This is a genomic window from Burkholderia sp. AU33545 (assembly GCF_020419685.1).
GTDB classification, from domain to species: domain Bacteria; phylum Pseudomonadota; class Gammaproteobacteria; order Burkholderiales; family Burkholderiaceae; genus Burkholderia; species Burkholderia diffusa.
Genome location: NZ_JAIZRQ010000009.1, coordinates 165,740 through 188,716 on the forward strand (window position 1 = coordinate 165,740; position 22,977 = coordinate 188,716).

Here is a 22,977-nt window from a genome sequence, read left to right on the forward strand (position 1 = left end):
ACCAGGAGAAGATTCAACATGAACCGATCGCTCTACATCGCCGCCACCGGCATGAATGCGCAGCAGGCGCAGATGGACGTGATCTCGAACAACCTCGCGAACACCAGCACCAACGGCTTCAAGGCGTCGCGCGCGGTGTTCGAGGATCTGCTGTACCAGACCATCCGCCAGCCGGGCGCGAACTCGACGCAGCAAACCGAACTGCCGTCGGGCCTGCAGCTCGGCACCGGCGTGCAGCAGGTCGCGACCGAGCGCCTGTACACGCAGGGCGGCCTCACGCAGACCGGCAACTCGAAGGACGTCGCGATCAACGGCGCGGGCTTCTTCCAGGTGCTGATGCCGGACGGCACGAACGCGTACACGCGCGACGGCTCGTTCCAGACCAACGCGCAAGGCCAGCTCGTCACGTCGAGCGGCTACCAGATCCTGCCGGCGATCACCGTGCCGCAGAACGCGCAGTCGCTGACGATCGGCAAGGACGGCGTCGTGTCGGTCACGCAGCCGGGCTCGAGCAACGCGGTGCAGATCGGCTCGCTGCAGATCGCGACCTTCATCAACCCGGCCGGCCTCGAGGCGAAGGGCGAGAACCTGTTCGCCGAGACCACGTCGTCGGGTGCGCCGAACGTGTCGCAGCCGGGCCTGAACGGCGCCGGCGTGCTCAACCAGGGCTATGTCGAGGCGTCGAACGTGAACGTCGTGCAGGAGCTCGTCAACATGATTCAGACGCAGCGTGCATACGAGATCAACAGCAAGGCCGTGACGACGTCCGACCAGATGCTGCAGACCGTCACGCAGATGAAGAGCTAACCGGAAAGTCCCGTCGTCGCCATGAAGCAGGTTCGCCTCCTCCCGTCAGCCCCCGTCCGCGCCGCGTGCGCGGTCGCGGTGGCCGCGCTCGCCGGCTGCGCGCAGATTCCGCGCGACCCGATCATCCAGCAGCCGATGACGGCGCAGCCGCCGATGCCGATGGCGATGCAGGCGCCCGGCTCGATCTACAACCCGGGCTACGCGGGCCGGCCGCTGTTCGAGGATCAGCGGCCGCGCAACGTCGGCGACATCCTGACGATCATGATCGCGGAGAACATCAACGCGACCAAGTCGTCGGGCGCGAACACGAACCGGCAGGGCAATACCGACTTCAACGTGCCGACGGCCGGCTTCCTCGGCGGGCTGTTCGCGAAGGCGAACCTGTCGGCGGCCGGCAACAACAAGTTCGCGGCGACGGGCGGCGCGAGCGCGGCGAACACGTTCAACGGCACGATCACGGTGACCGTCACCAACGTGCTGCCCAACGGCAACCTCGTCGTCAGCGGCGAGAAGCAGATGCTGATCAACCAGGGCAACGAATTCGTGCGCTTCTCGGGCGTCGTCAACCCGAACACGATCTCGGGCGCGAACTCCGTCTACTCGACGCAGGTCGCCGACGCGAAGATCGAATACTCGTCGAAGGGCTACATCAACGAAGCCGAGACGATGGGCTGGCTGCAGCGCTTCTTCCTCAACATCGCACCGTGGTGATGACGATGCAGCAGCCTCTTTTCCATCGCCTGTCGTCCCGTGTGTCGCGCGTGCCTGCCGTCGCGCGGCTCGCCGCCGCGTTCTTGCTGGCGGCATGCGCGCTCGGCGCGGCCCCCGCGCACGCGGAGCGCCTGAAGGACCTCGCGCAGATTCAGGGCGTGCGCGACAACCCGCTGATCGGCTATGGCCTCGTCGTCGGCCTCGACGGCACGGGCGACCAGACGATGCAGACGCCGTTCACCACGCAGACGCTCGCGAACATGCTCGCGAACCTCGGCATCTCGATCAACAACGGCTCGGCGAACGGCGGCACGTCGTCGCTGAACAACATGCAGCTGAAGAACGTCGCGGCCGTGATGGTGACCGCGACACTGCCGCCGTTCGCGCGGCCGGGCGAGGCGCTCGACGTGACGGTCTCGTCGCTCGGCAACGCGAAGAGCCTGCGCGGCGGCACGCTGCTGCTCACGCCGCTGAAGGGCGCGGACGGCCAGGTGTACGCGCTCGCGCAGGGCAACATGGCCGTCGGCGGCGCGGGGGCGAGCGCGAACGGCAGCCGCGTGCAGGTGAACCAGCTCGCGGCCGGCCGGATCGTCGGCGGCGCGATCGTCGAGCGCTCGGTGCCGAACGCGATCGCGCAGATGAACGGCGTGCTGCAACTGCAACTGAACGACATGGACTACGGCACCGCGCAGCGGATCGTGTCCGCGGTCAATTCGAGCTTCGGCCCGGGCACCGCGACGGCGCTCGACGGCCGCACGATCCAGCTCGCCGCGCCGGCGGATTCCGCGCAGCAGGTCGCGTTCATGGCGCGCCTGCAGAACCTCGACGTGAGCCCGGACAAGGCCGCCGCGAAGGTGATCCTGAACGCGCGCACCGGCTCGATCGTGATGAACCAGATGGTCACGCTGCAAAGCTGCGCGGTCGCGCACGGCAACCTGTCGGTGGTCGTCAACACGCAGCCCGTGGTGTCGCAGCCGGGGCCGTTCTCGAACGGGCAGACGGTGGTCGCGCAGCAATCGCAGATCCAGCTGAAGCAGGACAACGGCGCGCTGAAGATGGTGACGGCCGGCGCGAACCTCGCCGACGTCGTGAAGGCGCTGAACACGCTCGGCGCGACGCCGGCGGACCTGATGTCGATCCTGCAGGCGATGAAGGCGGCCGGCGCGTTGCGCGCCGATCTGGAGATCATCTAAATGGCAGCGAACCTCCCGAACACGAATGACCTGACGCAGCGCTTCGCACTCGACGTGCAGGGCTTCGACGCGCTGCGCGCGCAGGCGAAGCAGTCGCCGCAGGCCGGCGCGAAAGCGGTCGCGGGCCAGTTCGACGCGATGTTCACGGAGATGATGCTCAAGAGCATGCGCGACGCGTCGCCCGACGGCGGGCTGCTCGATTCGCACACGTCGAAGATGTACACGTCGATGCTCGACCAGCAACTCGCGCAGCAGATGTCGAAGCGCGGGATCGGCGTGGCCGACGCGCTGATGAAGCAGCTGCTGCGCAACGCGGGGCAGGGCGCGGGCGGCGACACGGCGGCCGACGCCGGCGCGGCCGGGCTCGGCGCGGTCGGCCTGGGTGCGGCCGGCTCGGGCACGTCGGGCAACGAAGGCAGCCTGGCCGCGATGAACGCGATGGCGAGGGCCTATGCGAACGCGGCGAACAACGGCGGGCTCGCCGGCGCGCGCGGCTACACGGCCGGCAGCGCGCTGACGCCGCCGCTGAAGGGCGCGAGCGGCGCGCAGGACGCCGACGCGTTCGTCGACCGGCTCGCCGGCCCGGCCCAGGCGGCGAGCGCGACCACCGGCATCCCGGCGCGCTTCATCGTCGGCCAGGCCGCGCTCGAATCGGGCTGGGGCAAGCGCGAGATCCGCGCGAGCGACGGCTCGACGAGCTACAACGTGTTCGGCATCAAGGCGAACAAGGGCTGGACGGGCCGCACGGTGTCGGCGCTGACGACCGAATACGTGAACGGCACGCCGCGCCGCGTCGTCGCGAAGTTCCGCGCGTACGATTCGTACGAACACGCGATGACCGATTATGCGAACCTGCTGAAGAACAACCCGCGCTACGCGGGCGTGCTGAGCGCGAGCCGCAGCGTCGAGGGCTTCGCGCACGGGATGCAGAAGGCCGGCTACGCGACCGACCCGAACTACGCGAAGAAGCTGATCTCGATCATGCAGCAGATCGGCTGACGGGGCAGGGGCCGGAACGGCCCCGCCTGCCGCCCGTTTCTTGCAGTCTTACGGACCGCGTCCGGCACCCTGCCGCGCGCGGTTTCAACGTTTGCGCGAAAAAAACCGGCATTTCGATCTAAACTTTCGGTGAGCACTGCCGCTAAGTGTGTGAGACCTGCAACCGGGCCATGTTCTGGCCCGGTTTTACTGCGCACCGGTTGCCCGGGCGCCCATGAAAAGAAAACCGGCTAGCCATGAATATCGAAACGTCGACCGATCCGAGCCTGGATGCGGGCCATTCCGGGCCTGACTACGCCCGCCGCAATCCGCTGGAGATCGGCGTGCAGCTGCGCAACCTCGTGAACCGAGGCGACTTCCTGACCGTCCAGTACCCGGGCGGCCAGCTCGTCACGCGCCTGCTCGAGGTCGACGTCGGCGCGCGCACGTTCACGTTCGACTGGGGCGCGCTGTCCGAGCAGAACGCCGGCATCCTCGGCGCGTCGCATTGCACGTTCGCGGCGGCGCCCGAAGGCGTGCGCGTGGAATTCACCACGAGCACGCCGCGCGAGACGCGCTACGAGGGGCTGCCCGCGTTCGTCGCCGATTTCCCCGACGTGCTGATGTGCATCCAGCGCCGCGAGTATTTCCGTGTCGATGCGCCGATCGTCGATCCGTTTCTGTGTCGCGGCAAGCTGCCGGACGGCGAGAGCTTCGTGTTCGAGGTGCATAACCTGTCGCTCGGCGGCGTCGGCCTGCGCACCGCCGACGAGCGTGTCGAGGCGCTCGAGGTCGGCACGCTGCTGCCGGACGTCGAGCTCGAGCTGACCGGCCACGGCACGCTGTCGCTCGACCTGCGGCTCGTGTCGCAACGTTCGACCCAGATGCCGAACGGTTCGCGACGCTTCCAGCTCGGTTTTCGCTTCATGTCGCTGCCGGGCAGCGCGGAGAACACGCTGCAGCGCCTGATCACGCAGCTCGAGATGAAGCGCCGCTCGCTCGCGCGGGCCTGACCTACGCCCCTCTCGCGGCCCCGCCCGGGGCCGCTTTCGCACCGGTGCCGGCAGCGTCCGCCGCGCCGTTCGACAGACGACGCGCACGCGCGCGTCGCATGCGCATTTTTCCCTCAATTTTTCCGATCCGCGGCCGTTATACCGGGAGTTACGCAACCCGGCGGCCGCAGCGCGGCCGGCTCATCAGGATCGCGCATGTCCAACACACTCATGAACCTCGGTGTCAGCGGCCTCAATGCCGCGCTCTGGGGCCTCACGACGACCGGTCAGAACATCAGCAACGCCGCGACGCCCGGCTATTCGGTCGAACGCCCGGTCTATGCCGAGGCGAGCGGCCAGTACACGTCGAGCGGCTACATGCCGCAGGGCGTGAACACCGTCACGGTGCAGCGGCAGTACAGCCAGTACCTGAGCGACCAGCTGAACAGCGCGCAGTCGCAGGGCGGCGCGCTGTCGACGTGGTATTCGCTCGTCGCGCAGCTGAACAACTACGTCGGCAGCCCGACGGCCGGGATCTCGACCGCGATCACGGGCTATTTCACCGGTTTGCAGAACGTGGCGAACAGCGCCGCCGATCCGTCGGTGCGGCAGACCGCGATCAGCAACGCGCAGATCCTCGCGAATCAGCTCAATGCGGCCGGCCAGCAGTACGACGCGCTGCGCCAGAGCGTGAATACGCAGCTCACCAGCACGGTGTCGCAGATCAACACGTACACCGCGCAGATCGCGAATCTGAACCAGCAAATCTCGGCGGCGAGCAGCCAGGGGCAGCCGCCGAACCAGCTGATGGACCAGCGCGACCTCGCGGTGTCGAACCTGTCGAGCCTCGCAGGCGTGCAGGTGGTGCGCAACGACAGCGGCTACAGCGTGTTCCTCGCGGGCGGCCAGCCGCTCGTTCTCGCCGACAAGAGCTATCAGCTCGCGACCGTCACGTCGCCGTCGGATCCGAGCGAGCTGACCGTCGTGTCGCAGGGGATCGCCGGCGCAAATCCGCCAGGCCCGAACCAGGCGCTGCCGGATGCGTCGCTGTCGGGCGGCACGCTCGGTGGCCTGCTCGCGTTCCGCAGCCAGACGCTCGACCCCGCGCAGGCGCAACTCGGCGCGGTCGCGGCCAGTTTCGCCGCGCAGGTCAACGGGCAGAACGCGCTCGGCATCGATCTGTCGGGCAAGCCGGGCGGCAACCTGTTCACGGTGGCGGCCCCGGCCGTCTATTCGAACCAGGGCAATACCGGCAACGCGTCTCTTTCCGTCTCGTTCGCCAACGCGTCGCAGCCGACGACGAGCGACTACACGCTGTCGTACGACGGCACGAACTACACGCTGACCGACCGCGCGAGCGGCGCGATGGTCGACCAGAAGGCCGGGCCGATGCCGCTTTCGCTCGGCGGGCTGAACTTCTCGTTCTCGTCCGGCGCGATGAATGCCGGCGACCAGTTCACCGTGCTTCCGACGCGCGGCGCGCTGTCGGGCTTCGGCCTCGCGACGACGAGCGGCTCGGCGATCGCGGCCGCGTCGCCGGCCATCACGTCGCCGTCGAGCACCAACATCGGCACCGCCAAGATCGCGCTGAGCGGGGTGAGCGCCGGCTACCAGGTGCCGTCGACCAAGCTGACCTACGATGCGGCGACGCAGTCGCTGTCGGGCTTCCCGGTCGGAACCACGGTGACGATCCCGGGCACGCCGCCGACTTCGGTGACGATCAACACGCCGACCGACTCCGTGCCGTACGACCCGTCGACCGGTGCCGCGATGACGATGTCCGGGACGGCCGCCGGGGCGATGAACGGCGTGACCGTCACGCTGTCGGGCACGCCGTCGGACGGCGACTCGTTCACCATCGGGCCGTACGCGGGCGGCACGAGCGATGGCAGCAACGCGCTCGCGCTGTCGAAGCTCGTCAACGCGAAGACGCTCGGCGGCGGCACGACGACGCTCACCGGGGCCTATGCGAACTACGTGAACAACATCGGCAACGCCGCGAGCCAGCTCAAGTCGTCGAGCACGGCACAGACGGCGCTGGTCGGCCAGATCACGTCCGCGCAGCAGTCGGTGTCGGGCGTGAACCAGAACGAGGAAGCCGCGAACCTGATGCAGTACCAGCAGCTCTACCAGGCGAACGCGAAAGTGATCCAGACGGCGTCGTCGCTGTTCCAGACCGTGCTGGGCCTGTTCAGCTGACCGGATTCGAGAGGATAGAAACGATGCGGATTTCCACGACCCAGTTCTACCAGCTGAACGTTGGCCAGATGAACGATCAGCAGGCCCAGCTCGCGCAGCTCTACCAGCAGATCTCGAGCGGCGTGAGCCTGACGACGCCGGCCGACAACCCGGTGGGCGCGGCGCAGGCGGTGCAGTTGTCGATGACGTCGGCCACGCTGTCGCAGTACGCGGCGAACCAGAACGTGGCGCTCGCGTCGCTGCAGGCCGAGGACCAGACGCTGCAGAACGTCGGCACCGTGCTCGGCAGCGTCCAGTCGGTGATCGTGCGCGCCGGCGACGGTTCGCTCGCGGACAGCGACCGCGCGGCGCTCGCGACGCAGCTCGAGGGCTATCGCGACCAGTTGTTGTCGCTCGCGAACTCGACGGACGGCGCGGGCAACTACCTGTTCGCCGGCTACAAGAATGCGGCGGCGCCGTTCACGAAGAACGCGGCCGGCGGCATCAGCTATGTCGGCGATACGGGCACGCGCACGGTACAGATCGACGATTCGCGCAGCGTGCCGCAGGGCGACTCGGGCCTTTCGGTGTTCATGTCGGTGCAGGCGCTGGGCAGCTCGCCGGTCCAGGCGGCCGGCGTGGGCAACACGGGCACGGCCACCATCGGCACCGTCACGGTGACGGACCCGTCGGCCGCGACGAACGCACATCAGTTCACGATCACCTTCGGCGGCACGGCGGCCGCGCCGACCTACACGGTGACCGACAATACGGCGTCGCCGCCGACGACCACGCCCGCGCAGGCCTATACGTCGGGCACCGCGATCGCGCTCGGCAGCGGGATGAAGGTGGCGGTGTCGGGCACGCCGGCGGTCAACGACACCTTTTCGGTCACGCCCGCGCCGCAGGCGAGCGGGGTCGACGTGTTCTCGACGCTCGATTCGATGATCACGGCGTTGAAGACGCCCGTCACCGGCAACCCGACGGCGAGCGCCGCGCTGTCGAACACGATGGGCACGGCCGCGACGAAGATCAACAACACGATGCGCAACGTCACGACGGTGCTGGCATCGGTCGGCGGCCGCGAGCAGGAAGTCAAGGCGATGCAGGCCGTCAACCAGACCGCGGCGCTGCAGACGAGCAGCAACCTGTCGGACCTGACCAGCACCAACATGGTGACGACCATCAGCCAGTACCTGCAGGTGCAGAACGCGCTGAGCGGCGCGCAGAAGGCGTACGCGCAGTTGCAGAACATGTCGCTGTTCCAGTACATCAATCCGTGACCCCCGTGGCGCCCGCCGCGATGTGAGCGCACGCTTGCATCGCGGCGAGCGCCGGCAGGCCTCCGTCGGCCTTCATCTGGCTTCATCGGCCTTCATCTGCGCAATCGTGCCGTCCGGCACTCCGCCCGACGGCACGACCGCTGCACCGGCGGTTCGCGCTTGCCAGCCCCATTTCCGCTCCGTAAACTCGCGCCAGATTCCAGACCGGCGCACCGTCCGCAGCCGGCGTTCGACAGGAGCCCTTTTCCCCATGTCCGATTCCTATTTCCCGCGCTGGCGGGTGCAACCGACCGGCGCGGCCTCGCGCGTGGTCGGCCCCGACGAACGCCTCGCGTGGCCGCAGATGGTCGCGATGGGCGTGCAGCACGTCGTCGCGATGTTCGGCTCGACCGTGCTCGCGCCGCTGCTGATGGGCTTCGACCCGAACCTGTGCATCTTCATGTCGGGCATCGGCACGCTGCTGTTCTTCGTGCTGGTCGGCGGTCGCGTGCCGAGCTACCTCGGCTCGAGCTTCGCGTTCATCGGCCTCGTGATCGCGGTGACGGGCTACGGCGGCAGCGGGCCGAACCCGAACATCCCCGTCGCGCTCGGCGGGATCATCGCGTGCGGCGTCGTGTACGTCGCGCTCGGCGCGCTGGTGCAGGCGATCGGCACGCGCTGGATCGAGACGCTGATGCCGCCCGTCGTCACCGGCGCGGTGGTCGCGGTGATCGGGCTGAACCTGGCGCCGATCGCGGTCAAGGGCGTGTCGGCGTCGACCTTCGACTCGGTGATGGCGCTCGTCACGGTGCTGTGCGTCGGCGGCGTCGCCGTGTTCGCGCGCGGGATGATGCAGCGCCTGCTGATCCTCGTCGGGCTGGTGATCGCCTACGTGATCTATGCGATCGCCACCAACGGGATGGGCCTCGGCAAGCCGGTCGATTTCTCGATCGTCGCGCATGCCGCGTGGTTCGGGGTGCCGAGCTTCCGTGCGCCGGTCTTCGATCCGCACGCGATGCTGATGCTCGCGCCGATCGCGGTGATCCTGGTCGCGGAGAACCTCGGCCACATCAAGGCGGTGAGCGCGATGACGGGCACCAACCTCGACCGCTACGTCGGTCGCGCGTTCATCGGCGACGGGCTCGCGACGATCGTGTCGGGCAGCGTCGGCGGCACGGGCGTGACCACCTACGCGGAGAACATCGGCGTGATGGCCGTCACGCGGATCTATTCGACGCTGGTGTTCGCGGTCGCCGCGCTGATCGCGATCGGGCTGGGCTTCTCGCCGAAGTTCGGCGCGGTGATCCAGACGATTCCGGGCCCGGTGCTCGGCGGCGTGTCGATCGTCGTGTTCGGGCTGATCGCGGTGACGGGCGCGCGGATCTGGGTCGTCAACAAGGTCGACTTCTCCGACAACCGCAACCTGATCGTCGCGGCCGTCACGCTGGTGCTCGGCGCCGGCGACTTCTCGCTGAAGTTCGGCGGCTTCGGGCTCGGCGGGATCGGCACGGCGACGTTCGGCGCAATCATCCTGTACGCGATCCTGCGCAAGGAAAAGGAACCGGGCCCGGTGGTCTGACCCGGCAGCGGGCGGTGCAATGCCGCCCGCCGGTACGTATTTACGGGCCGATATTCGACTGCGCCTGCAGCCACGCGCAGAACTGCGCGACGAGCGTATCGCCGGCCGGCGCGCCCGGCGCGATCCACCAGTAGCTGCGCGTCGCGATGCGCGGCCCGGGCAGCGGCATCACGAGGCGGCCGCTCGCGAGCTCGTCGTCGATCAGCGGCAGCGGGCCGAGCGCGACGCCCAGCCCGTCGACGGCCGCCTGCAGCGCCAGGTAGAAGTGATCGAACGACTGCCGCTTGCGCCCCTTCATCGTCACGCCGGCCGCCGCGAACCAGTCGCGCCAGCCTTCCGGCCGCGTATCCGAATGCAGCAGCACGTGCCGCGCGAGATCGTCCGCCCGGGCGATTGGCGCGCGCTTGAGCAGCGCGGGGCTGCAGACCGGAATCACGCTTTCGTCGAGGAAGTGGCCGCTCGTGCAGTTCGGCCAGTGGCCGGGGCCGCGGCGGATCGCGACGTCGAAACCGTCGAGCGTGTCGAGCGGCGCGTTCGACGTGGACAGCTTCAGCTCGACGTTCGGCACGTCGCGCTGGAACCGCGACAGGCGCGGCAGCAGCCATTTCATCGCGAAGGTCGGCAGCGCATTGATGCGCAGCACGCGCGCGGCACCGGTGTTGCGCAGCTGCTCGGTGGCGAGCGCGATGCTGTCGAACGCGGCACGGACGGTATCCAGATAGCGGCGGCCTTCGTCGGTGAGCTTCACGCGCTTGCCATAGCGGTGGAACACCGGCTTGCCGAGCCACGCCTCGAACCCGGCGATTTGCCGACTGATGGCACCGTGAGTCACATGCAGCTCGTCGCCGGCGGCGCTGAAGCTTTCGTGTCGTGCCGCTGCTTCAAAGGCCCGAAGCGCGGAAAAGGAAGGGAGATCGCGTGCCATGCTTGTGATTCTAGGTCACAAAGGCGCGCCGATAAAATCGTTTTGCCGGGGTGCGGAACGGCGGTAACCTCGAGGCACCGTTTGATGAGGACCCCCATGCAATCCGTTTCTCCGCCGCCCGTCGCGTCCCCGCGCCGGATCGGCCTCGCCGAGCTGTTCACCGGTTTCCTGTCGCTCGGCCTGATGTCGTTCGGCGGCGCGCTGCCGTTCGCACGGCGTACGATCGTCGACGAGCGCAAATGGCTCACCGCCGACGAATTCACCGATCTGCTCGGGCTGTGCCAGTTCCTGCCGGGCGGCAACGTGATCAATCTGTCGGTCGCCGTCGGCATGCGCTTTCGCGGCGTCGCGGGCGCGTTCGCCGGCATTCTCGGGTTGATCGCGGGCCCGACGCTCGTGGTCGTCGCACTCGGCGTGCTGTATGCGAAGACGCAGGGCGATCCGCGTGTGCAGCACCTGTTCGGCGGGCTCGCTGCCGCGGCCGCGGGCCTGCTCGTCGCGATGGCCGTGAAGGTCGCGAAACAGCTGCGGCACGCGCCGCGCACCGCGGCCGGCGTCGCGGCGCTCGCGTTCGTCGCGATCGCGGTGCTGCGCATGCCGCTCCTGACCACGATGCTGGTGCTGACGCCCGCGAGCATCTGGCTCGCGTCGCGCCGCCGCGATACGCCGGCACCGCAGCACGCGGCCGCGCGCGACGGAGGCCAGTCATGAACGACACGCTGGTCGCGATCGCGACGATCTTCAGCCAGCTTTCGCTGCTCGCATTTGGCGGCGGCAACACGATCCTGCCGGAGATGCAGCGGCAGGTCGTCGACGTGCACCACTGGATGAGCGCGCACGAGTTCACCGCGCTGTTCGCGCTCGCGCAGGCCGCGCCGGGGCCGAACATGATGATCGTGTCGCTGGTCGGCTGGCACGTGGCCGGCTGGGCCGGGCTGCTGGTCGCGTCGATCGCGAAGTTCGGGCCGTCGTCGCTCGTCACGGTGCTGGCGCTGCACGCGTGGGAGCGCTTTCGCGACCGGCCGTGGCGCCGCTACGTGCAGCAGGGGCTGATGCCGGTCACGGTCGGGCTCGTCGCGGCCAGCGCGGTGCTGATCTCCGAGGCGTCGAACCGCACGGCGATCCAGTGGGGCATCACGGCCGCCTGCGCGGTGCTCGCGTGGCGCACGCGCCTCCATCCGCTATGGCTGCTCGCGGCCGGCGCGTTGATCGGGCTCACGGGCATCGGGCAGTGAGCCAAGGACAAGCCATCTCCCGTGCAGCATACTGGCGCGAATATTCACGGGAGGATCGATGGATCTGGACGGCGCCAGCCGCAATCTCACTGTCGCCGCGTTGCTGACGCTGTCTGGCGGCTACCTCGACGCGTACACGTACGTCGGCCACGGCCACGTGTTCGCGAACACGATGACCGGCAACGTCGCGCTGCTCGGCATCAACCTGTCGGCCGGCGAATGGGCCGCCGCGCTGCATCACGTGCCGCCGCTCGTCGGCTTCGTGATCGCAGTGTTCGTCGCGCACCTGCTCGGTCTCGCCGCGCAGCGCGGCTGGATGCGGCACACCGCGTTCGCGAGCCTGATCGTCGAGATCGCGTTTCTCGGCGTCGCCGCAAGCGGCCTCGTCGGCGCGTCGAGCGCGTGGCTGATTCCGGGCATCTCGTTCGTCGCGACGCTGCAGACGCTGTCGTTCACCCATCTCGAGGAACTGTCGTACACGTCGGTGATGACGACCGGCAACCTGCGGCGTGCCGCGCAGAAGCTGTTCGTCGGGTTGATCCCGCGCTACGACGCGGGTGCGCTGCACGACTCGGCGCTGCTCGCGACGATCAGCTTCTGCTTCCTGGCCGGCGCGGTGGTCGGCGGCCTCGCGACGCGGCTCGCGCCGGACGTCGCGCTGTGGGGCGCCGTGCTGCTGCTTGCGGGCGCGTTCGCGGAGATCGTGCGGCGCGCGTGGCGTCGCGCGGGGAACGGCGGCGACGATGGTCGCGACGGCGACGGGGTGGCGCAAACGGCCTGATGGCGCGAGGCAAGCCCGGTACGGGAAACGTTGTTCCCGGGCGACAGTCGCGCGATTACCGCGCGTTTCAATTTCTTTCAGAGATTGCAGTCGTCATATGATTCAGCCCACATCGCGCGCGCCATGAACGTGCGCGATCGCCACCCGGCTGCGCACGCGGCCGGCAATGAACGGAGACACCTACAAATAGGAAAGCTCATGAAGCAGACCACCCGACTCGCAGTCATCGCAGGGGGCGCCGCGCTCGCATTCGCCAGCCAGTACGCGGCCGCACAAAGCTCGGTCACGCTCTGGGGCGTCGCCGACGTCAGCGTCCGCTACCTGACCAACGCAAACGCCAAGAACGACGGCCTGCTGTCGATGACCAACGGCGCGATCACCAACAGCCGCTTCGGCATCTACGGCACGGAAGACCTCGGCAGCGGCCTGAAGGCCGTGTTCAAGCTCGAAAGCGGCGTGAACCTGCAGAACGGCGCATTCTCCGACAGCGGCCGCCTGTTCAACCGTGCGGCATACGTCGGCCTGGATAGCCCGTACGGCACGGTGACGCTCGGCCGCCAGAAGACGCCGCTCTTCGACCTGCTGTCGGACACCTACGATCCGCTGACGGTCGGCAACTACTTCGAAAATGCCTGGCTGCCGGTCGCACTCGGCGGCGGCCTTTATGCGGACAACCAGATCAAGTACTCGGGCACTTTCGCGGGCCTGACCGCGAAGGCGATGTATTCGACGGGCACGAACTACGAATCGACCGGCGCGGGCGGCTTCTCGGGCCAGATCCCGGGCTCGCTCGGCAAGGGCAATGCGTGGGGCGTCTCGCTGTCTTACGTGATGGGCCCGCTCAGCATCGCGGCCGGCGCGCAGCAGAACAGCGACAACTCCGCACGCAAGCAGACGATCTACCACGCGAACGTCGTGTACGCGTTCAGCAAGGCGAAGGTCTATGCCGGCTACCTGCGCTCGAAGGACGACACCGGTTTCGTCGACAGCCTGCTCGCGCAGCAGTCGATTCCGGTCGCGAAGGGCACGGGCCGGATCGACGACGGTCCGTTCGCGGGCGTGAGCTGGCAGGTCAGCACGCCGCTGACGCTGACGGGCGCGTTCTACTACGACCACATGCGCAACGCGATGACCGCGAACGGCACGCTCGCGAGCGGCAACCGCTACGCGATCGTCGGCATCGCCGAATACGCGCTCAGCAAGCGCACGGAAGTCTACGGCACCGTCGACTTCAACAAGACGAACGGCGCGGCGAACGTCGAACTGCCGGGTCGCAGCAACCAGACCGGCATCGCGATCGGCCTGCGCAATATCTTCTGACGAAAGTCGGCATGCATGCGCGGGCCCAGGCTCGGCGCGCATCGAAGAGGCTCCCGCGGGAGCCTCTTTTTTTTCGTCACGCGACCTTCATGCGCGTGGCCGACCATTCAGCGACCGCTCCATCGGGAACTGCCAGCCCGTAAGGATTCCGTCGGCATTCCAGAACATACTTTGACAGTGCGCGCGAAGCGATTCCGCTACGCTGCGTGCAGGGTCCGCCGCGTGCCGCAACGCACGCGCGGGCGTCGTTCCGGCGTACGTTTCGCGTGCGGCCGGCCTCGTGCGTAACTTGTGTATCCGGTGATGACAAACACGGTCTGCCGGTTTTTTTCGTGGGACGATGCGCTCACGATTTTCTTGAAAGGGGATGACGATGGGTATCCTGAACACCGTGGGTGAAATCGCTGGCGCAGTGGCAGCCGTCGAGGCGGCCGAGAAGGTCGATCCGGATGCGGGTTTGCTGACCAAGGCGGCGGCAGCTGTTGCCGGCTTCAAGGGCGCCGAGGCGATCGAAGGCATGCTCGAGAAGAAGGAAGAGCAGCCCCAGCAGGCAGACGATACGCAGGCGACGGACGGCAGCGACACGTCGCAGGCCTGAGCATGGCGGCCGGTCCCGCCGCGGGTGCGCCCCTCGCGCGCCCGGACGGACCGGTGCCGCGCGGCCGGCAGGCCGGGCATGTGGTCGATCGGTGACGCATGGCAAACCCGGCAGCTGGTTTGACCGGCGAGAGGCAACGTCTCTCGCCGTTTTTTATGGCGCGCGCGTCCTGCGGCGCCACGCTCCACACGAATTCCCGAATCTTGTTATCGTGCCGTCATCCGAATCGAGATGAGGGCTTGCGATGGATTTCGACTACGACCTGTTCGTCATCGGGGCCGGCTCCGGCGGCGTGAGGCTCGCCCGGATGTCGGCGTCATACGGCGCGCGCGTCGGCATAGCGGAAGAAGAGCAGATCGGCGGTACCTGCGTGCTGCGCGGCTGCATTCCGAAGAAGCTGCTCGTCTACGCATCGCACTATCCGCACGAGCTCGAGGACGCGAAGGGCTTCGGCTGGACCTTCGGCGCCGGCACGCTCGACTGGCCCGCGCTGATCGCCGCGAAGGATCGCGAGATCAACCGGCTCAGCGACATCTACATCAACCTGCTGCGGCAATCCGGCGTCGCGATGCACGCAGGGCGCGCGACGCTCGTCGATGCGCATACCGTCGCCATCGGCGAACGCACGATCCGTGCGCGCCACATCGCGATCGCGACCGGTTCGCGCCCGTCGCTGCCGCCGCGGCCCGGCATCGAGCATGCGATCACGTCGCGCGAGGCGCTGTCGCTCGCGACGCTGCCCGCACGCATCGCGGTGGTCGGCGGCGGCTATATCGCGGTCGAGTTCGCGGGCATCTTCAACGGCGTCGGCAGCCATGTCGATCTCTTCTATCGCGGTGAGAAGATCCTGCGCGGCTTCGACGACGACGTGCGTCAATTCCTGACCGACGAGATGACCAGGCAGGGCGTCGCGATCCATGCGCGCGCGGTGGTCGAATCGATCGCGCGTGCGGACGACGGCACGCTCTCCGTGCGTGTCGGCGACGCGCAGCACGGGCCGTACGACGCGGTGCTCTACGCGACCGGCCGCGTGCCGAACGTCGACGGGCTCGGGCTCGAACGGGCGGGCGTCGTGCTCGACGCGCGTGGTGCGATCGCCGTCGATGCGTATTCGGCGACGTCGGTGCCCTCGATCCATGCGATCGGCGACGTCACGTCGCGGCCGCAGCTCACCCCGGTGGCGACACGCGACGGCGGACTGCTCGCGCGGACATTGTTCGGCGGCGCGCGTGTCGCGGCCGATCACGATTATGTGCCGTCGGCCGTGTTCAGCCAGCCCGAGGTCGCGACGGTCGGCCTGACCGAGGCCGATGCGCGTCGCCTGCACGGGGAGGTCGACATCTACCGCGCGTCGTTCAAGGCGCTGCGCCACACGCTGTCGGGCCGCGACGAGCGCACGCTGATGAAGCTCGTGGTCGCGCGCGACAGCCAGCGCGTGATCGGCGCGCACATGGTCGGCCGCGACGCGGGCGAGATCATCCAGGGCATCGCGATCGCGATCCGCGCGGGCGCGACGAAGGCGCAGTTCGACGACACGATCGGCATTCACCCGACCGCAGCGGAGGAATTCGTGACGATGCGCCAGAAAGTGGCCGACTGACCGCAACCGGTGCGCCGGCTCGCCGGCCGGCGCGCGTGTTCCGCGCGCCCGGCTGGCGTGTGACGCACCACGGATCCGCGATGATTCGTAAAGAACGTCAATTCTTCCAAAGAATCCCCGTCTCGATAATCAGGCTTGGTATCATCGGCCAAAATCATATTCGGGGCCGATCATGCGCGATCAACAGCGCAGTAAACAAAATCAAGGGGTAGCCGGCGCAAGCGGGGTGGTCGATCCATGCGCCGCGCGTTCGCGTCTTGCCGCAGCACGTCCGTTGCGCGCACTTTCCCTTCGCATGCCGCCATCTCCGTCGCCGTCCGGGCGATGAAGTCGCGCGCGCCAATGCGTGCCCCAACCGTTTCAATCACCGCATCGACCGCCGGCTCGTCAACGCGCCGGCGCGCCCGTTCCGGGCAATCTTTTCACGCAAGGAGACCAGCAGTGAACATTCAGACACGACGCACCGTTCTCGTGGCGGCGGCGCTCGTCGCGGCGCTGTCCGGCTGCGCGACCGAATCGTCGCGCACGCTCGACGTGCCGGCAGTGAGCAGCGCGCAGAAGCCGTATGCGGGCAAGCCCGTCGCGATCGCGGTCGGCAAGTTCGACAATCGCTCGAGCTACATGCGCGGCATCTTCTCGGACGGCATCGACCGCCTCGGCGGACAGGCGAAGACGATCCTCGTCACGCGCCTGCAGCAGAGCCGCCGCTTCAACGTGCTCGATCGCGAGAACCTCGACGAGATCAAGCAGGAAGCCGGCTTCATGAAGAAGGCACAGGCCGTGAAGGGCGCGAACTACGTCGTGACCGGCGACGTGACCGAGTTCGGCCGCAAGGACGTCGGCGATCACCAGCTGTTCGGCATTCTCGGCCGCGGCAAGACGCAGGTCGCGTATGCGAAGGTCAACCTGAACATCGTCGACACGACGACGTCGGAAGTCGTCGCGTCGAGCCAGGGTGCGGGCGAGTTCAGCCTGTCGAACCGGGAAGTGATCGGCTTCGGCGGCACGGCCGGTTACGACTCGACGCTCAACGGCAAGGTGCTGGACCTCGCGATCCAGGAAGCCGTGAATCATCTCGTCGACCAGGTCGACGCCGGCACGCTGAAGGTACCGCAGTAAGCCTCGCAGCCCATGCAGCAGCGCGGCGCCGGGGCCGGCGCCGCGCTGGACCGATTGACAACGACATCAAAAGAGAACAGACCATGAAACGGGGTAACTGGCTGCCGGCAACGGCCGCCGCCTTGCTGCTCGCCGGCTGCGCGAGCTCCACGCCGCCGCTTTATCAGTGGACCGGCTATCAGCCGCAGGTGTACGAGTACTTCAAGGGGCAGAAGTCGCCGCAGGAGCAGATCGACGCGCTCGAAAAGGCGCTGCAGGAGATTCGCGCGAAGGGCAACATGCCGCCGCCGGGCTTCCATGCGCATCTGGGGATGCTGTACGCGAGCGTCGGCAACGAGCAGCAGGCCGAGCAGGAACTGCAGGCCGAGAAGCAGTCGTTCCCGGAATCGTCGACCTTCATGGATTTCCTGATGAAGAAGAAGACCGGCGCGTCGAAGACCGCGGATCAGAAGCCAGCCGCCCAGGCGATCGCCGGCCAGAAGGATATTGCCCCGACCACCGCCAAACCGTAACGCGCCCGCCATGTTCAAGACACTCTCATTCAAGCTGATGTCCGTGCTGTCGATCGTCGCGCTGCTGAGCGCGTGCGCGCAGCCGGTGAAACGACCCGACTACACGGCGTTCAAGAAGAGCCAGCCGCGCTCGATCCTCGTCCTGCCGCCCCTCAACGAGACGTCCGACGTGGCGGCAACCTACGGGATGCTGTCGCAGATGACGCTGCCGCTCGCCGAATCCGGCTACTACGTGGTGCCGGTCGCCGTGATGGACGAGACCTTCAAGCAGAACGGCCTGACCAACGCGGCCGAGATCCAGCAGACGTCGCCCGCGAAGCTGCGCGAGATTTTCGGTGCGGATGCCGCGCTGTATTCGAAGGTGTCGCAGTACGGCACCGTCTACCGGATCCTTGCGAGCGCAACGGTCGTGTCGGCCTCGGCGAAGCTCGTCGACCTGCGCACCGGCGACGTGCTGTGGCAGGGCCGGGCGAGCGCGAGCAGCGACGAGGGCGGCAACAACGGCGGCGGCGGCCTGATCGGCATGCTGGTGACGGCAGCGGTCAAGCAGATCGCGAACACGCTGATCGACCAGAGCCATGACGTCGCCGCGTTCACCAGCACGCGGCTGCTGTCGGCCGGTCCGCCCAACGGGCTGCTGTACGGTCCGCATTCGCCGAAGTACGGGACGGACTGATCGGTGCATGTCGTGCGCGGTGCGTGGGCACGGTATGTGCCCGACGCACCGATGTCATGCGAATCGATTGCACGGCCGCGCTCGTTGCGCGGCCGTTTTTCATTTTGCATCGGTGTGTGGCGTGAGACGCGCGGTGTGCGACGCGCTTACGGCTCGCATCGCTCCGATGCGGCCCGCTCAATGCATGCCGAACGCGTCGAGCAGCCGGTACCAGCTCATGGCGAGCACCAGCGCCGGCGTGCGCAGCGTCGCGCCGCCGGGGAAGTCGCGATGCCGGATTTTGCCGAACAGGTCGAAGCGGCTCGCCTGGCCGTCGATCGCCTCGGCGATCAGCTTGCCCGCGAGCGCGGTCGTGTTTACGCCGTGCCCCGAGAAGCCCTGCGCGAAGTACATCGTCGGCGCGACGCGCCCGAAGTGCGGCGCGCGGTTCATCGTGATGTCGACGAAGCCGCCCCATGCGTAGTCGACCTTGACGTCCGCGAGCTGCGGGAACGTCTTCAGCATGTCCGCGCGCATTGCCGCCGCGAGATCGCGCGGTTCCCGCGTCGAATAGCTGACCTTGCCGCCCCACACGAGCCGCGTGTCGGGCGCCGGCCGGAAATAGTCGAGCACGAAGCGGCTGTCGCAGATCGCCGCGCGCGCGGGCATCAGCGCGGCGGCGCGCGCTTCGCCGAGCGGCTCGGTGGCGATCACGTAGGTGCCGACCGGCATAATCTTCTTCGACAGCGCGGGCGCGAGCGTACCCACGTACGTGTTGCACGCGAGCACGACGAAGCGCGCGCGCACCTGCCCCTGGGCGGTTTCGACGACGTGGCCGCCCGACACGTCGCGCACGCGCGTCGCGCAGCTGTCCTCGTGGATCCGCACGCCGGCGTCGGTGGCCGCACGCGCGAGCCCGAGCGTGTAGTTCAGCGGATGCAGGTGGCCGCTGTCGGGGTCGTACAGGCCGCCGCGATAGCGCGCCGACTGCACGTAGTCGCCGAGCTCGTCTGCCTCCACGAAATGGAAGCGGTCGTAGCCGAAGCGCTTCGCGGCCTCGTCGCGCCAGCGCTTCAGCGCATCCGCGTCGCGCTCGGTGTTCGCGGCGGTCAGGTAGCCCGGTACGAGCGCGCAGTCGATGTCGTGCCGCGCGATGCGGGACTTCACGAGCGACAGCGTTTCGAGCCCCATGTCCCAGATCCGCTTCACGTCGCCTTCCGGCATGAAGTTGCCGAACGTGTCGATGTCGCATGCAAAGCCGCCGATCAGCTGGCCGCCGTTGCGCCCACTCGCCGCCCATCCGACCCGCGACGCTTCGAGCACGGTCACCGAGTGGCCGCGCTCGGCGAGGTTGAGCGCGGCGGACAAACCGGTGAGGCCCGCGCCGATCACGCACACGTCGGCGTCGGTCGTGCCGGCGAGCGGCGCATGGCGGGTCGTATCGTTGGCGGTCGCCGCGTAGTACGACGCGACGTGCGGCTGGTTGGCGAATGTCTGCATGATCAGGAAAGCGAATGAAGGGGCCTCAGAACAGCTCGCGCACGCGGTGGTACAGCATCCCGAGTTCGAGCGCGGGTTGCCGCCACGCGTCGCCGCCGGGAAAGCGCCGGTGGCGTAGCTGCGCGAACAGGTCGAACGCGCGCGTGTCGCCCGCGATCGCGCCGGCGATCGCGCGTCCGGCGACTCCGGTCAGCGCGACGCCGTGCCCGCTGAAGCCCTGGACGTAGAAGAAGTTCGGATCGAGCGCGCCGAAGTCCGGCGCGCGGTTGCGCGTGACGTCGACGAAGCCGCCCCACGCGTGGTCGACGCGCACGTCGGCGAGCTGCGGGAACACGCCGACCATGCGCTGCCGGATCGTCTCCTCGAGCGTGTCGGGCGACGCGCCCGCGGAGTTCGCGCGGCCGCCGAACAGCATTCGATGGTCGGCCGACAGCCGGAAGTAGTCGAGGAAGAAGTTGTTGTCGCACACGGCTTCGCGCTGCGCGATCAGCGCGTCGGCGCGCGCGCGGCCGAGCGGTTCGGTCGCGATGATGTACGACGCGATCGGCGCGATGCGCGCGGCGGTGGCGGCAGGCAGGATGCCGCCGGGGCCTGCGTTGCAGCACGACACGACGAAGCGGCAGCGCACTTCGCCCGACGGTGTGCGCACGACCGGCCGCGCGCCGCGAACGACGTCGAGCGCGGGCGTGTGCGCATGGAGCGCGACGCCTTCGCGGCGCGCGGCATCGGCGAGGCCCAGGCAATATTTGAGCGGATGCAGGTGACCCGACAGCGGATCGTAGACGCCCGCCAGATAACGGGACGACGCGATGCGCGCGCGAATCGCGCCGGTGTCGAGCCACGACAGCGACGGATGGCCCCAGCGCGAAGTCGCGGCATCCATCCATGCGCGCAGGTCGTCGATGCGGCGCGGCTTCGTCGCGACCGTGAGGTAGCCGCGCGTGAAGTCGCAGTCGATGCCGTGGCGCGCGATGCGCTCGGCGATCAGCGCGACGCCGTCGAGCGACAGCGACCACGCGGCACGCGCGCCAGTGGCGCCGAGTTGCCGCTCGATCACCTCGTCTTTCGCGAAGCCCGTGATTGCCTGGCCGCCGTTGCGGCCCGACGCGCCCCAGCCGGGCCGATGCGCATCGATCACGGCGACCGACAGCCCGCGCGCGCGGCAGTCGAGCGCCGTCGACAGGCCCGCGAAGCCCGCGCCGATCACGCACACGTCGACGTCGATCGCGTCTTCCAGCACGGGATCGTCGGCCGCGGGTCGCGCGGCGGTCGCTTCGTAGTACGAGTCGCGCGCGAGCGCGTCGGCGCGGCGGGTGAAAGACTGCGTCATCAAACCGACTCCCTCGAGGACGGCCGGCGCCGGTGCGCGACGCACCGCGATCCGGCCGGGTGAAACGATGCGGGACGCCATGCACGCGGCACGGCGTCCCGCGCGGCCAGCATCAGAACGAATAGATGAACTGCGTCGCGAGCAGGTCGTTGGACTTGCCGTACGAGCCGTCGTTGCGCAGGAACACCTTGTTGTTCGCCCAGTCGTGCCGGTATTCGACCTTCACGGTGATCTGCTGGGTCGGATAGAACAGCAGATCGAGCGCGACGTCCTGGCGCACCGCGCCCTTGCACTCGAAGCCCAGGCCGCCGCCGGCCTTCGACATCGCGAGGCAGTCCGCGTCGACGCCGAAGCCGTTGTTCGGATCCATCCCGTTGCCGTTCAGCGCGATGCCGCCACCGCCGCCGCCGTTCTTCGTGTTGGCGAGCAGGTCGTAGCGCAGCGTCACGCCCATGCGACCGACCACCGGCGCGTTGAACTTGCGGTGCGCGAGCAGCGACAGACCGTACCACTGCGCGAGCCCGCCGTTGAACGCCGCATGCTGCTGCCGGCCGTAGTCGACTTCGGCGTTGTACTGAATATCGGCGAGCGTGTAGGTCGCATCGAGTTCGCCGAAGAAGAACGAACCATAGGCGCTCGGTGCCGCACCGCCCGGGCCGTAGTGGACGACGCCCTGGTCGTCGATCGCGCTCGCCAGCGTCTGCCGCCCGATGTTGAACGACCCGCCGATATCGAGCGCGCTCGACCACGTGTAGTCCGCGCGCGCGGTGAAGGTCGGCACCTTGTTGCTCGTGCTGATCGGGTCGCCGAGCGCATTGGTGCCCGTCTGCGTGACCGAGCCGTACGTGCGGTACTGCTCGTTGCCGAGGAAGAACTTCCACGCCCAGTTGCCCTTCGTGTAGTTCGCACCGACGCCGACGTAGCTGCCCGGATCCGAGAAATCGTACAGCAGGTTGTGCGTGAGTGTGAGCATCTGATTCGACTGCTGCACCTCGTAGCCGCCGAAGCTCGGGATCAAACCGGCGACGAGCGTCGTCGACGCGGTGATCGGCACGTTGACGACCGCCGTGTTCAGCAGGTTGTCGGTGATCGAGCCGCGCGAGTTCTGCAGCAGCGTGATGCCGTTGCCGCGGTTCGGCATCAGCGTGATCTCCGCCGACGGCGCCATCGGGCCGACGCCGAAGGTCTTCTTGATGTCGAGGTAGAGATCGCCGAACGTGCTGTTGAAGTAGTTGTACGCGTTCTCGTGGTTCGCGAACAGGAACGACGACGTGCCGGCCGCGCGGTTGTAGATGTAGGTCGGGTCGATGTAGCCCGTGACCGACAGGCCCGCGAGCGGCCCGGTGTTGGCGGCGTCCGTCAGCGAGTCGACCTTCAGCTGCTGGTTCGCGATCTGCTGCTTCATTTCGCTGACTTCGTCGTTGGTCAGCGTCGCCTGGGCACGGCCGTAGTCCGGCGAGGACGGATCGGCGGCCACCATCGCCGGCTTGGCCGAGGCCGTCGCGCCGGCCTGCGCGACCGGCGTGCCGCCCGGTTTCGCGGCGAGCTGCGCCTGCATGGCCTTCATCTGCTTCTGCAGCGCGGCGACCTGCGCCTGCAGTGCCTTGATTTCGGCGGAGGTCGAGTCGGCCAGCGCGATGCCCGGCAACGCGCCGGCCACCAGCAGGCAGATCAGTTTCTTCTTCATTGCGGATTCTCCTTG

The 22,977-nt window shown here is 68.1% G+C and carries 21 protein-coding genes; 17 read left to right on the plus strand and 4 right to left on the minus strand.

Annotated elements, in window-relative coordinates; genetic code table 11:
• Positions 1–18 precede the first annotated feature (18 nt).
• The 8 genes from flgG (at position 19) to LGM71_RS27970 (ending at position 9,700) form a co-directional block, all read left to right on the plus strand.
• Complete coding sequence (flgG, locus tag LGM71_RS27935; RefSeq protein ID WP_014895799.1) at positions 19–807, plus strand: flagellar basal-body rod protein FlgG; 789 nt, start codon at positions 19–21, stop codon at positions 805–807.
• Between the two features lie 21 nt (positions 808–828).
• Positions 829–1,518 (plus strand): flagellar basal body L-ring protein FlgH, encoded by a 690-nt coding sequence (flgH, locus tag LGM71_RS27940; RefSeq protein ID WP_124626938.1) that lies wholly within the window; start codon positions 829–831, stop codon positions 1,516–1,518.
• Between the two features lie 5 nt (positions 1,519–1,523).
• Entirely contained in the window at positions 1,524–2,711 is a 1,188-nt protein-coding gene (locus LGM71_RS27945; RefSeq protein WP_151052117.1) for a flagellar basal body P-ring protein FlgI, read from the plus strand.
• Positions 2,712–3,710 carry a flagellar assembly peptidoglycan hydrolase FlgJ gene (flgJ, locus tag LGM71_RS27950; protein WP_226117617.1) on the plus strand — a complete coding sequence of 333 codons (999 nt, stop codon included), beginning with the start codon at positions 2,712–2,714 and terminating at the stop codon, positions 3,708–3,710. It begins immediately after the preceding gene.
• 236 nt (positions 3,711–3,946) lie between these two features.
• Positions 3,947–4,702, plus strand: coding sequence for a flagellar brake protein (locus LGM71_RS27955; RefSeq protein WP_124626932.1), 756 nt, complete (start codon positions 3,947–3,949; stop codon positions 4,700–4,702).
• Positions 4,703–4,897: 195 nt separating this feature from the next.
• Positions 4,898–6,880, plus strand: a complete 1,983-nt coding sequence (gene flgK / locus LGM71_RS27960) for a flagellar hook-associated protein FlgK (RefSeq protein ID WP_226117619.1) — start codon at positions 4,898–4,900, stop codon at positions 6,878–6,880.
• 23 nt (positions 6,881–6,903) lie between these two features.
• Positions 6,904–8,142, plus strand: coding sequence for a flagellar hook-associated protein FlgL (flgL, locus tag LGM71_RS27965; protein ID WP_226117621.1), 1,239 nt, complete (start codon positions 6,904–6,906; stop codon positions 8,140–8,142).
• 250 nt (positions 8,143–8,392) lie between these two features.
• Positions 8,393–9,700, plus strand: a complete 1,308-nt coding sequence (locus LGM71_RS27970) for a solute carrier family 23 protein (RefSeq protein WP_124902973.1) — start codon at positions 8,393–8,395, stop codon at positions 9,698–9,700.
• A gap of 40 nt (positions 9,701–9,740) precedes the next feature.
• Here the strand turns inward: LGM71_RS27970 and LGM71_RS27975 are convergent, their stop codons facing one another.
• The gene (locus LGM71_RS27975) at positions 9,741–10,625 is read right to left on the minus strand and encodes a transcriptional regulator GcvA (protein WP_059607347.1); all 885 of its coding nucleotides are present in this window, start codon (positions 10,623–10,625) and stop codon (positions 9,741–9,743) included.
• Positions 10,626–10,721: 96 nt separating this feature from the next.
• Between LGM71_RS27975 and LGM71_RS27980 the strand changes: the two genes are divergently transcribed.
• From LGM71_RS27980 to LGM71_RS28020, 9 genes are all read left to right on the plus strand, one after another.
• Positions 10,722–11,336, plus strand: a complete 615-nt coding sequence (locus tag LGM71_RS27980) for a chromate transporter (RefSeq protein WP_226117623.1) — start codon at positions 10,722–10,724, stop codon at positions 11,334–11,336.
• The gene (locus LGM71_RS27985; protein WP_226117625.1) at positions 11,333–11,860 is read left to right on the plus strand and encodes a chromate transporter; all 528 of its coding nucleotides are present in this window, start codon (positions 11,333–11,335) and stop codon (positions 11,858–11,860) included. Before LGM71_RS27980 ends, LGM71_RS27985 begins: the two co-directional genes overlap by 4 nt.
• Positions 11,861–11,918: 58 nt before the next feature.
• Positions 11,919–12,641 (plus strand): YoaK family protein, encoded by a 723-nt coding sequence (locus tag LGM71_RS27990; RefSeq protein ID WP_059679054.1) that lies wholly within the window; start codon positions 11,919–11,921, stop codon positions 12,639–12,641.
• Positions 12,642–12,839: 198 nt separating this feature from the next.
• Complete coding sequence (locus tag LGM71_RS27995) at positions 12,840–13,961, plus strand: porin (protein ID WP_124626921.1); 1,122 nt, start codon at positions 12,840–12,842, stop codon at positions 13,959–13,961.
• 373 nt (positions 13,962–14,334) lie between these two features.
• Positions 14,335–14,559, plus strand: a complete 225-nt coding sequence (locus LGM71_RS28000) for a hypothetical protein (protein WP_014895816.1) — start codon at positions 14,335–14,337, stop codon at positions 14,557–14,559.
• A 244-nt stretch (positions 14,560–14,803) separates the two neighbouring features.
• On the plus strand, positions 14,804–16,159 hold the full coding sequence (gene gor / locus LGM71_RS28005) for a glutathione-disulfide reductase (protein WP_226117627.1): 1,356 nt from the start codon (positions 14,804–14,806) through the stop codon (positions 16,157–16,159).
• A 447-nt stretch (positions 16,160–16,606) separates the two neighbouring features.
• Positions 16,607–17,278, plus strand: a complete 672-nt coding sequence (locus LGM71_RS28010) for a CsgG/HfaB family protein (protein ID WP_182670311.1) — start codon at positions 16,607–16,609, stop codon at positions 17,276–17,278.
• A gap of 83 nt (positions 17,279–17,361) precedes the next feature.
• A complete protein-coding gene (locus tag LGM71_RS28015) occupies positions 17,362–17,790 on the plus strand; it encodes a DUF4810 domain-containing protein (protein WP_059607338.1) in 429 nt (142 codons plus the stop codon).
• Between the two features lie 10 nt (positions 17,791–17,800).
• Positions 17,801–18,466, plus strand: coding sequence for a DUF799 domain-containing protein (locus LGM71_RS28020; RefSeq protein ID WP_059607336.1), 666 nt, complete (start codon positions 17,801–17,803; stop codon positions 18,464–18,466).
• 177 nt (positions 18,467–18,643) lie between these two features.
• Here the strand turns inward: LGM71_RS28020 and LGM71_RS28025 are convergent, their stop codons facing one another.
• From LGM71_RS28025 to LGM71_RS28035, 3 genes are all read right to left on the minus strand, one after another.
• Positions 18,644–19,945, minus strand: coding sequence for an NAD(P)/FAD-dependent oxidoreductase (locus LGM71_RS28025; RefSeq protein WP_226117629.1), 1,302 nt, complete (start codon positions 19,943–19,945; stop codon positions 18,644–18,646).
• A gap of 25 nt (positions 19,946–19,970) precedes the next feature.
• On the minus strand, positions 19,971–21,275 hold the full coding sequence (locus tag LGM71_RS28030; protein ID WP_226117631.1) for an NAD(P)/FAD-dependent oxidoreductase: 1,305 nt from the start codon (positions 21,273–21,275) through the stop codon (positions 19,971–19,973).
• A gap of 112 nt (positions 21,276–21,387) precedes the next feature.
• Positions 21,388–22,962 (minus strand): DUF3138 family protein, encoded by a 1,575-nt coding sequence (locus tag LGM71_RS28035; protein ID WP_124902985.1) that lies wholly within the window; start codon positions 22,960–22,962, stop codon positions 21,388–21,390.
• Positions 22,963–22,977 lie beyond the last annotated feature (15 nt).

Coding starts and splice junctions, on each gene's coding strand:
- LGM71_RS27990 (WP_059679054.1), top strand. CDS start 11,919: ATGGATCTGGACGGCGCCAGCCGCAATCTCACTGTCGCCGCGTTGCTG.
- LGM71_RS28015 (WP_059607338.1), top strand. CDS start 17,362: ATGAAACGGGGTAACTGGCTGCCGGCAACGGCCGCCGCCTTGCTGCTC.
- flgK (WP_226117619.1), top strand. CDS start 4,898: ATGTCCAACACACTCATGAACCTCGGTGTCAGCGGCCTCAATGCCGCG.
- LGM71_RS28000 (WP_014895816.1), top strand. CDS start 14,335: ATGGGTATCCTGAACACCGTGGGTGAAATCGCTGGCGCAGTGGCAGCC.
- LGM71_RS27975 (WP_059607347.1), bottom strand. CDS start 10,625: ATGGCACGCGATCTCCCTTCCTTTTCCGCGCTTCGGGCCTTTGAAGCA.
- flgJ (WP_226117617.1), top strand. CDS start 2,712: ATGGCAGCGAACCTCCCGAACACGAATGACCTGACGCAGCGCTTCGCA.
- LGM71_RS28020 (WP_059607336.1), top strand. CDS start 17,801: ATGTTCAAGACACTCTCATTCAAGCTGATGTCCGTGCTGTCGATCGTC.
- LGM71_RS27970 (WP_124902973.1), top strand. CDS start 8,393: ATGTCCGATTCCTATTTCCCGCGCTGGCGGGTGCAACCGACCGGCGCG.
- LGM71_RS27995 (WP_124626921.1), top strand. CDS start 12,840: ATGAAGCAGACCACCCGACTCGCAGTCATCGCAGGGGGCGCCGCGCTC.
- flgH (WP_124626938.1), top strand. CDS start 829: ATGAAGCAGGTTCGCCTCCTCCCGTCAGCCCCCGTCCGCGCCGCGTGC.
- LGM71_RS28030 (WP_226117631.1), bottom strand. CDS start 21,275: ATGACGCAGTCTTTCACCCGCCGCGCCGACGCGCTCGCGCGCGACTCG.
- LGM71_RS27955 (WP_124626932.1), top strand. CDS start 3,947: ATGAATATCGAAACGTCGACCGATCCGAGCCTGGATGCGGGCCATTCC.
- LGM71_RS27945 (WP_151052117.1), top strand. CDS start 1,524: ATGCAGCAGCCTCTTTTCCATCGCCTGTCGTCCCGTGTGTCGCGCGTG.
- gor (WP_226117627.1), top strand. CDS start 14,804: ATGGATTTCGACTACGACCTGTTCGTCATCGGGGCCGGCTCCGGCGGC.
- LGM71_RS28025 (WP_226117629.1), bottom strand. CDS start 19,945: ATGCAGACATTCGCCAACCAGCCGCACGTCGCGTCGTACTACGCGGCG.
- flgG (WP_014895799.1), top strand. CDS start 19: ATGAACCGATCGCTCTACATCGCCGCCACCGGCATGAATGCGCAGCAG.
- LGM71_RS28035 (WP_124902985.1), bottom strand. CDS start 22,962: ATGAAGAAGAAACTGATCTGCCTGCTGGTGGCCGGCGCGTTGCCGGGC.
- flgL (WP_226117621.1), top strand. CDS start 6,904: ATGCGGATTTCCACGACCCAGTTCTACCAGCTGAACGTTGGCCAGATG.
- LGM71_RS27985 (WP_226117625.1), top strand. CDS start 11,333: ATGAACGACACGCTGGTCGCGATCGCGACGATCTTCAGCCAGCTTTCG.
- LGM71_RS27980 (WP_226117623.1), top strand. CDS start 10,722: ATGCAATCCGTTTCTCCGCCGCCCGTCGCGTCCCCGCGCCGGATCGGC.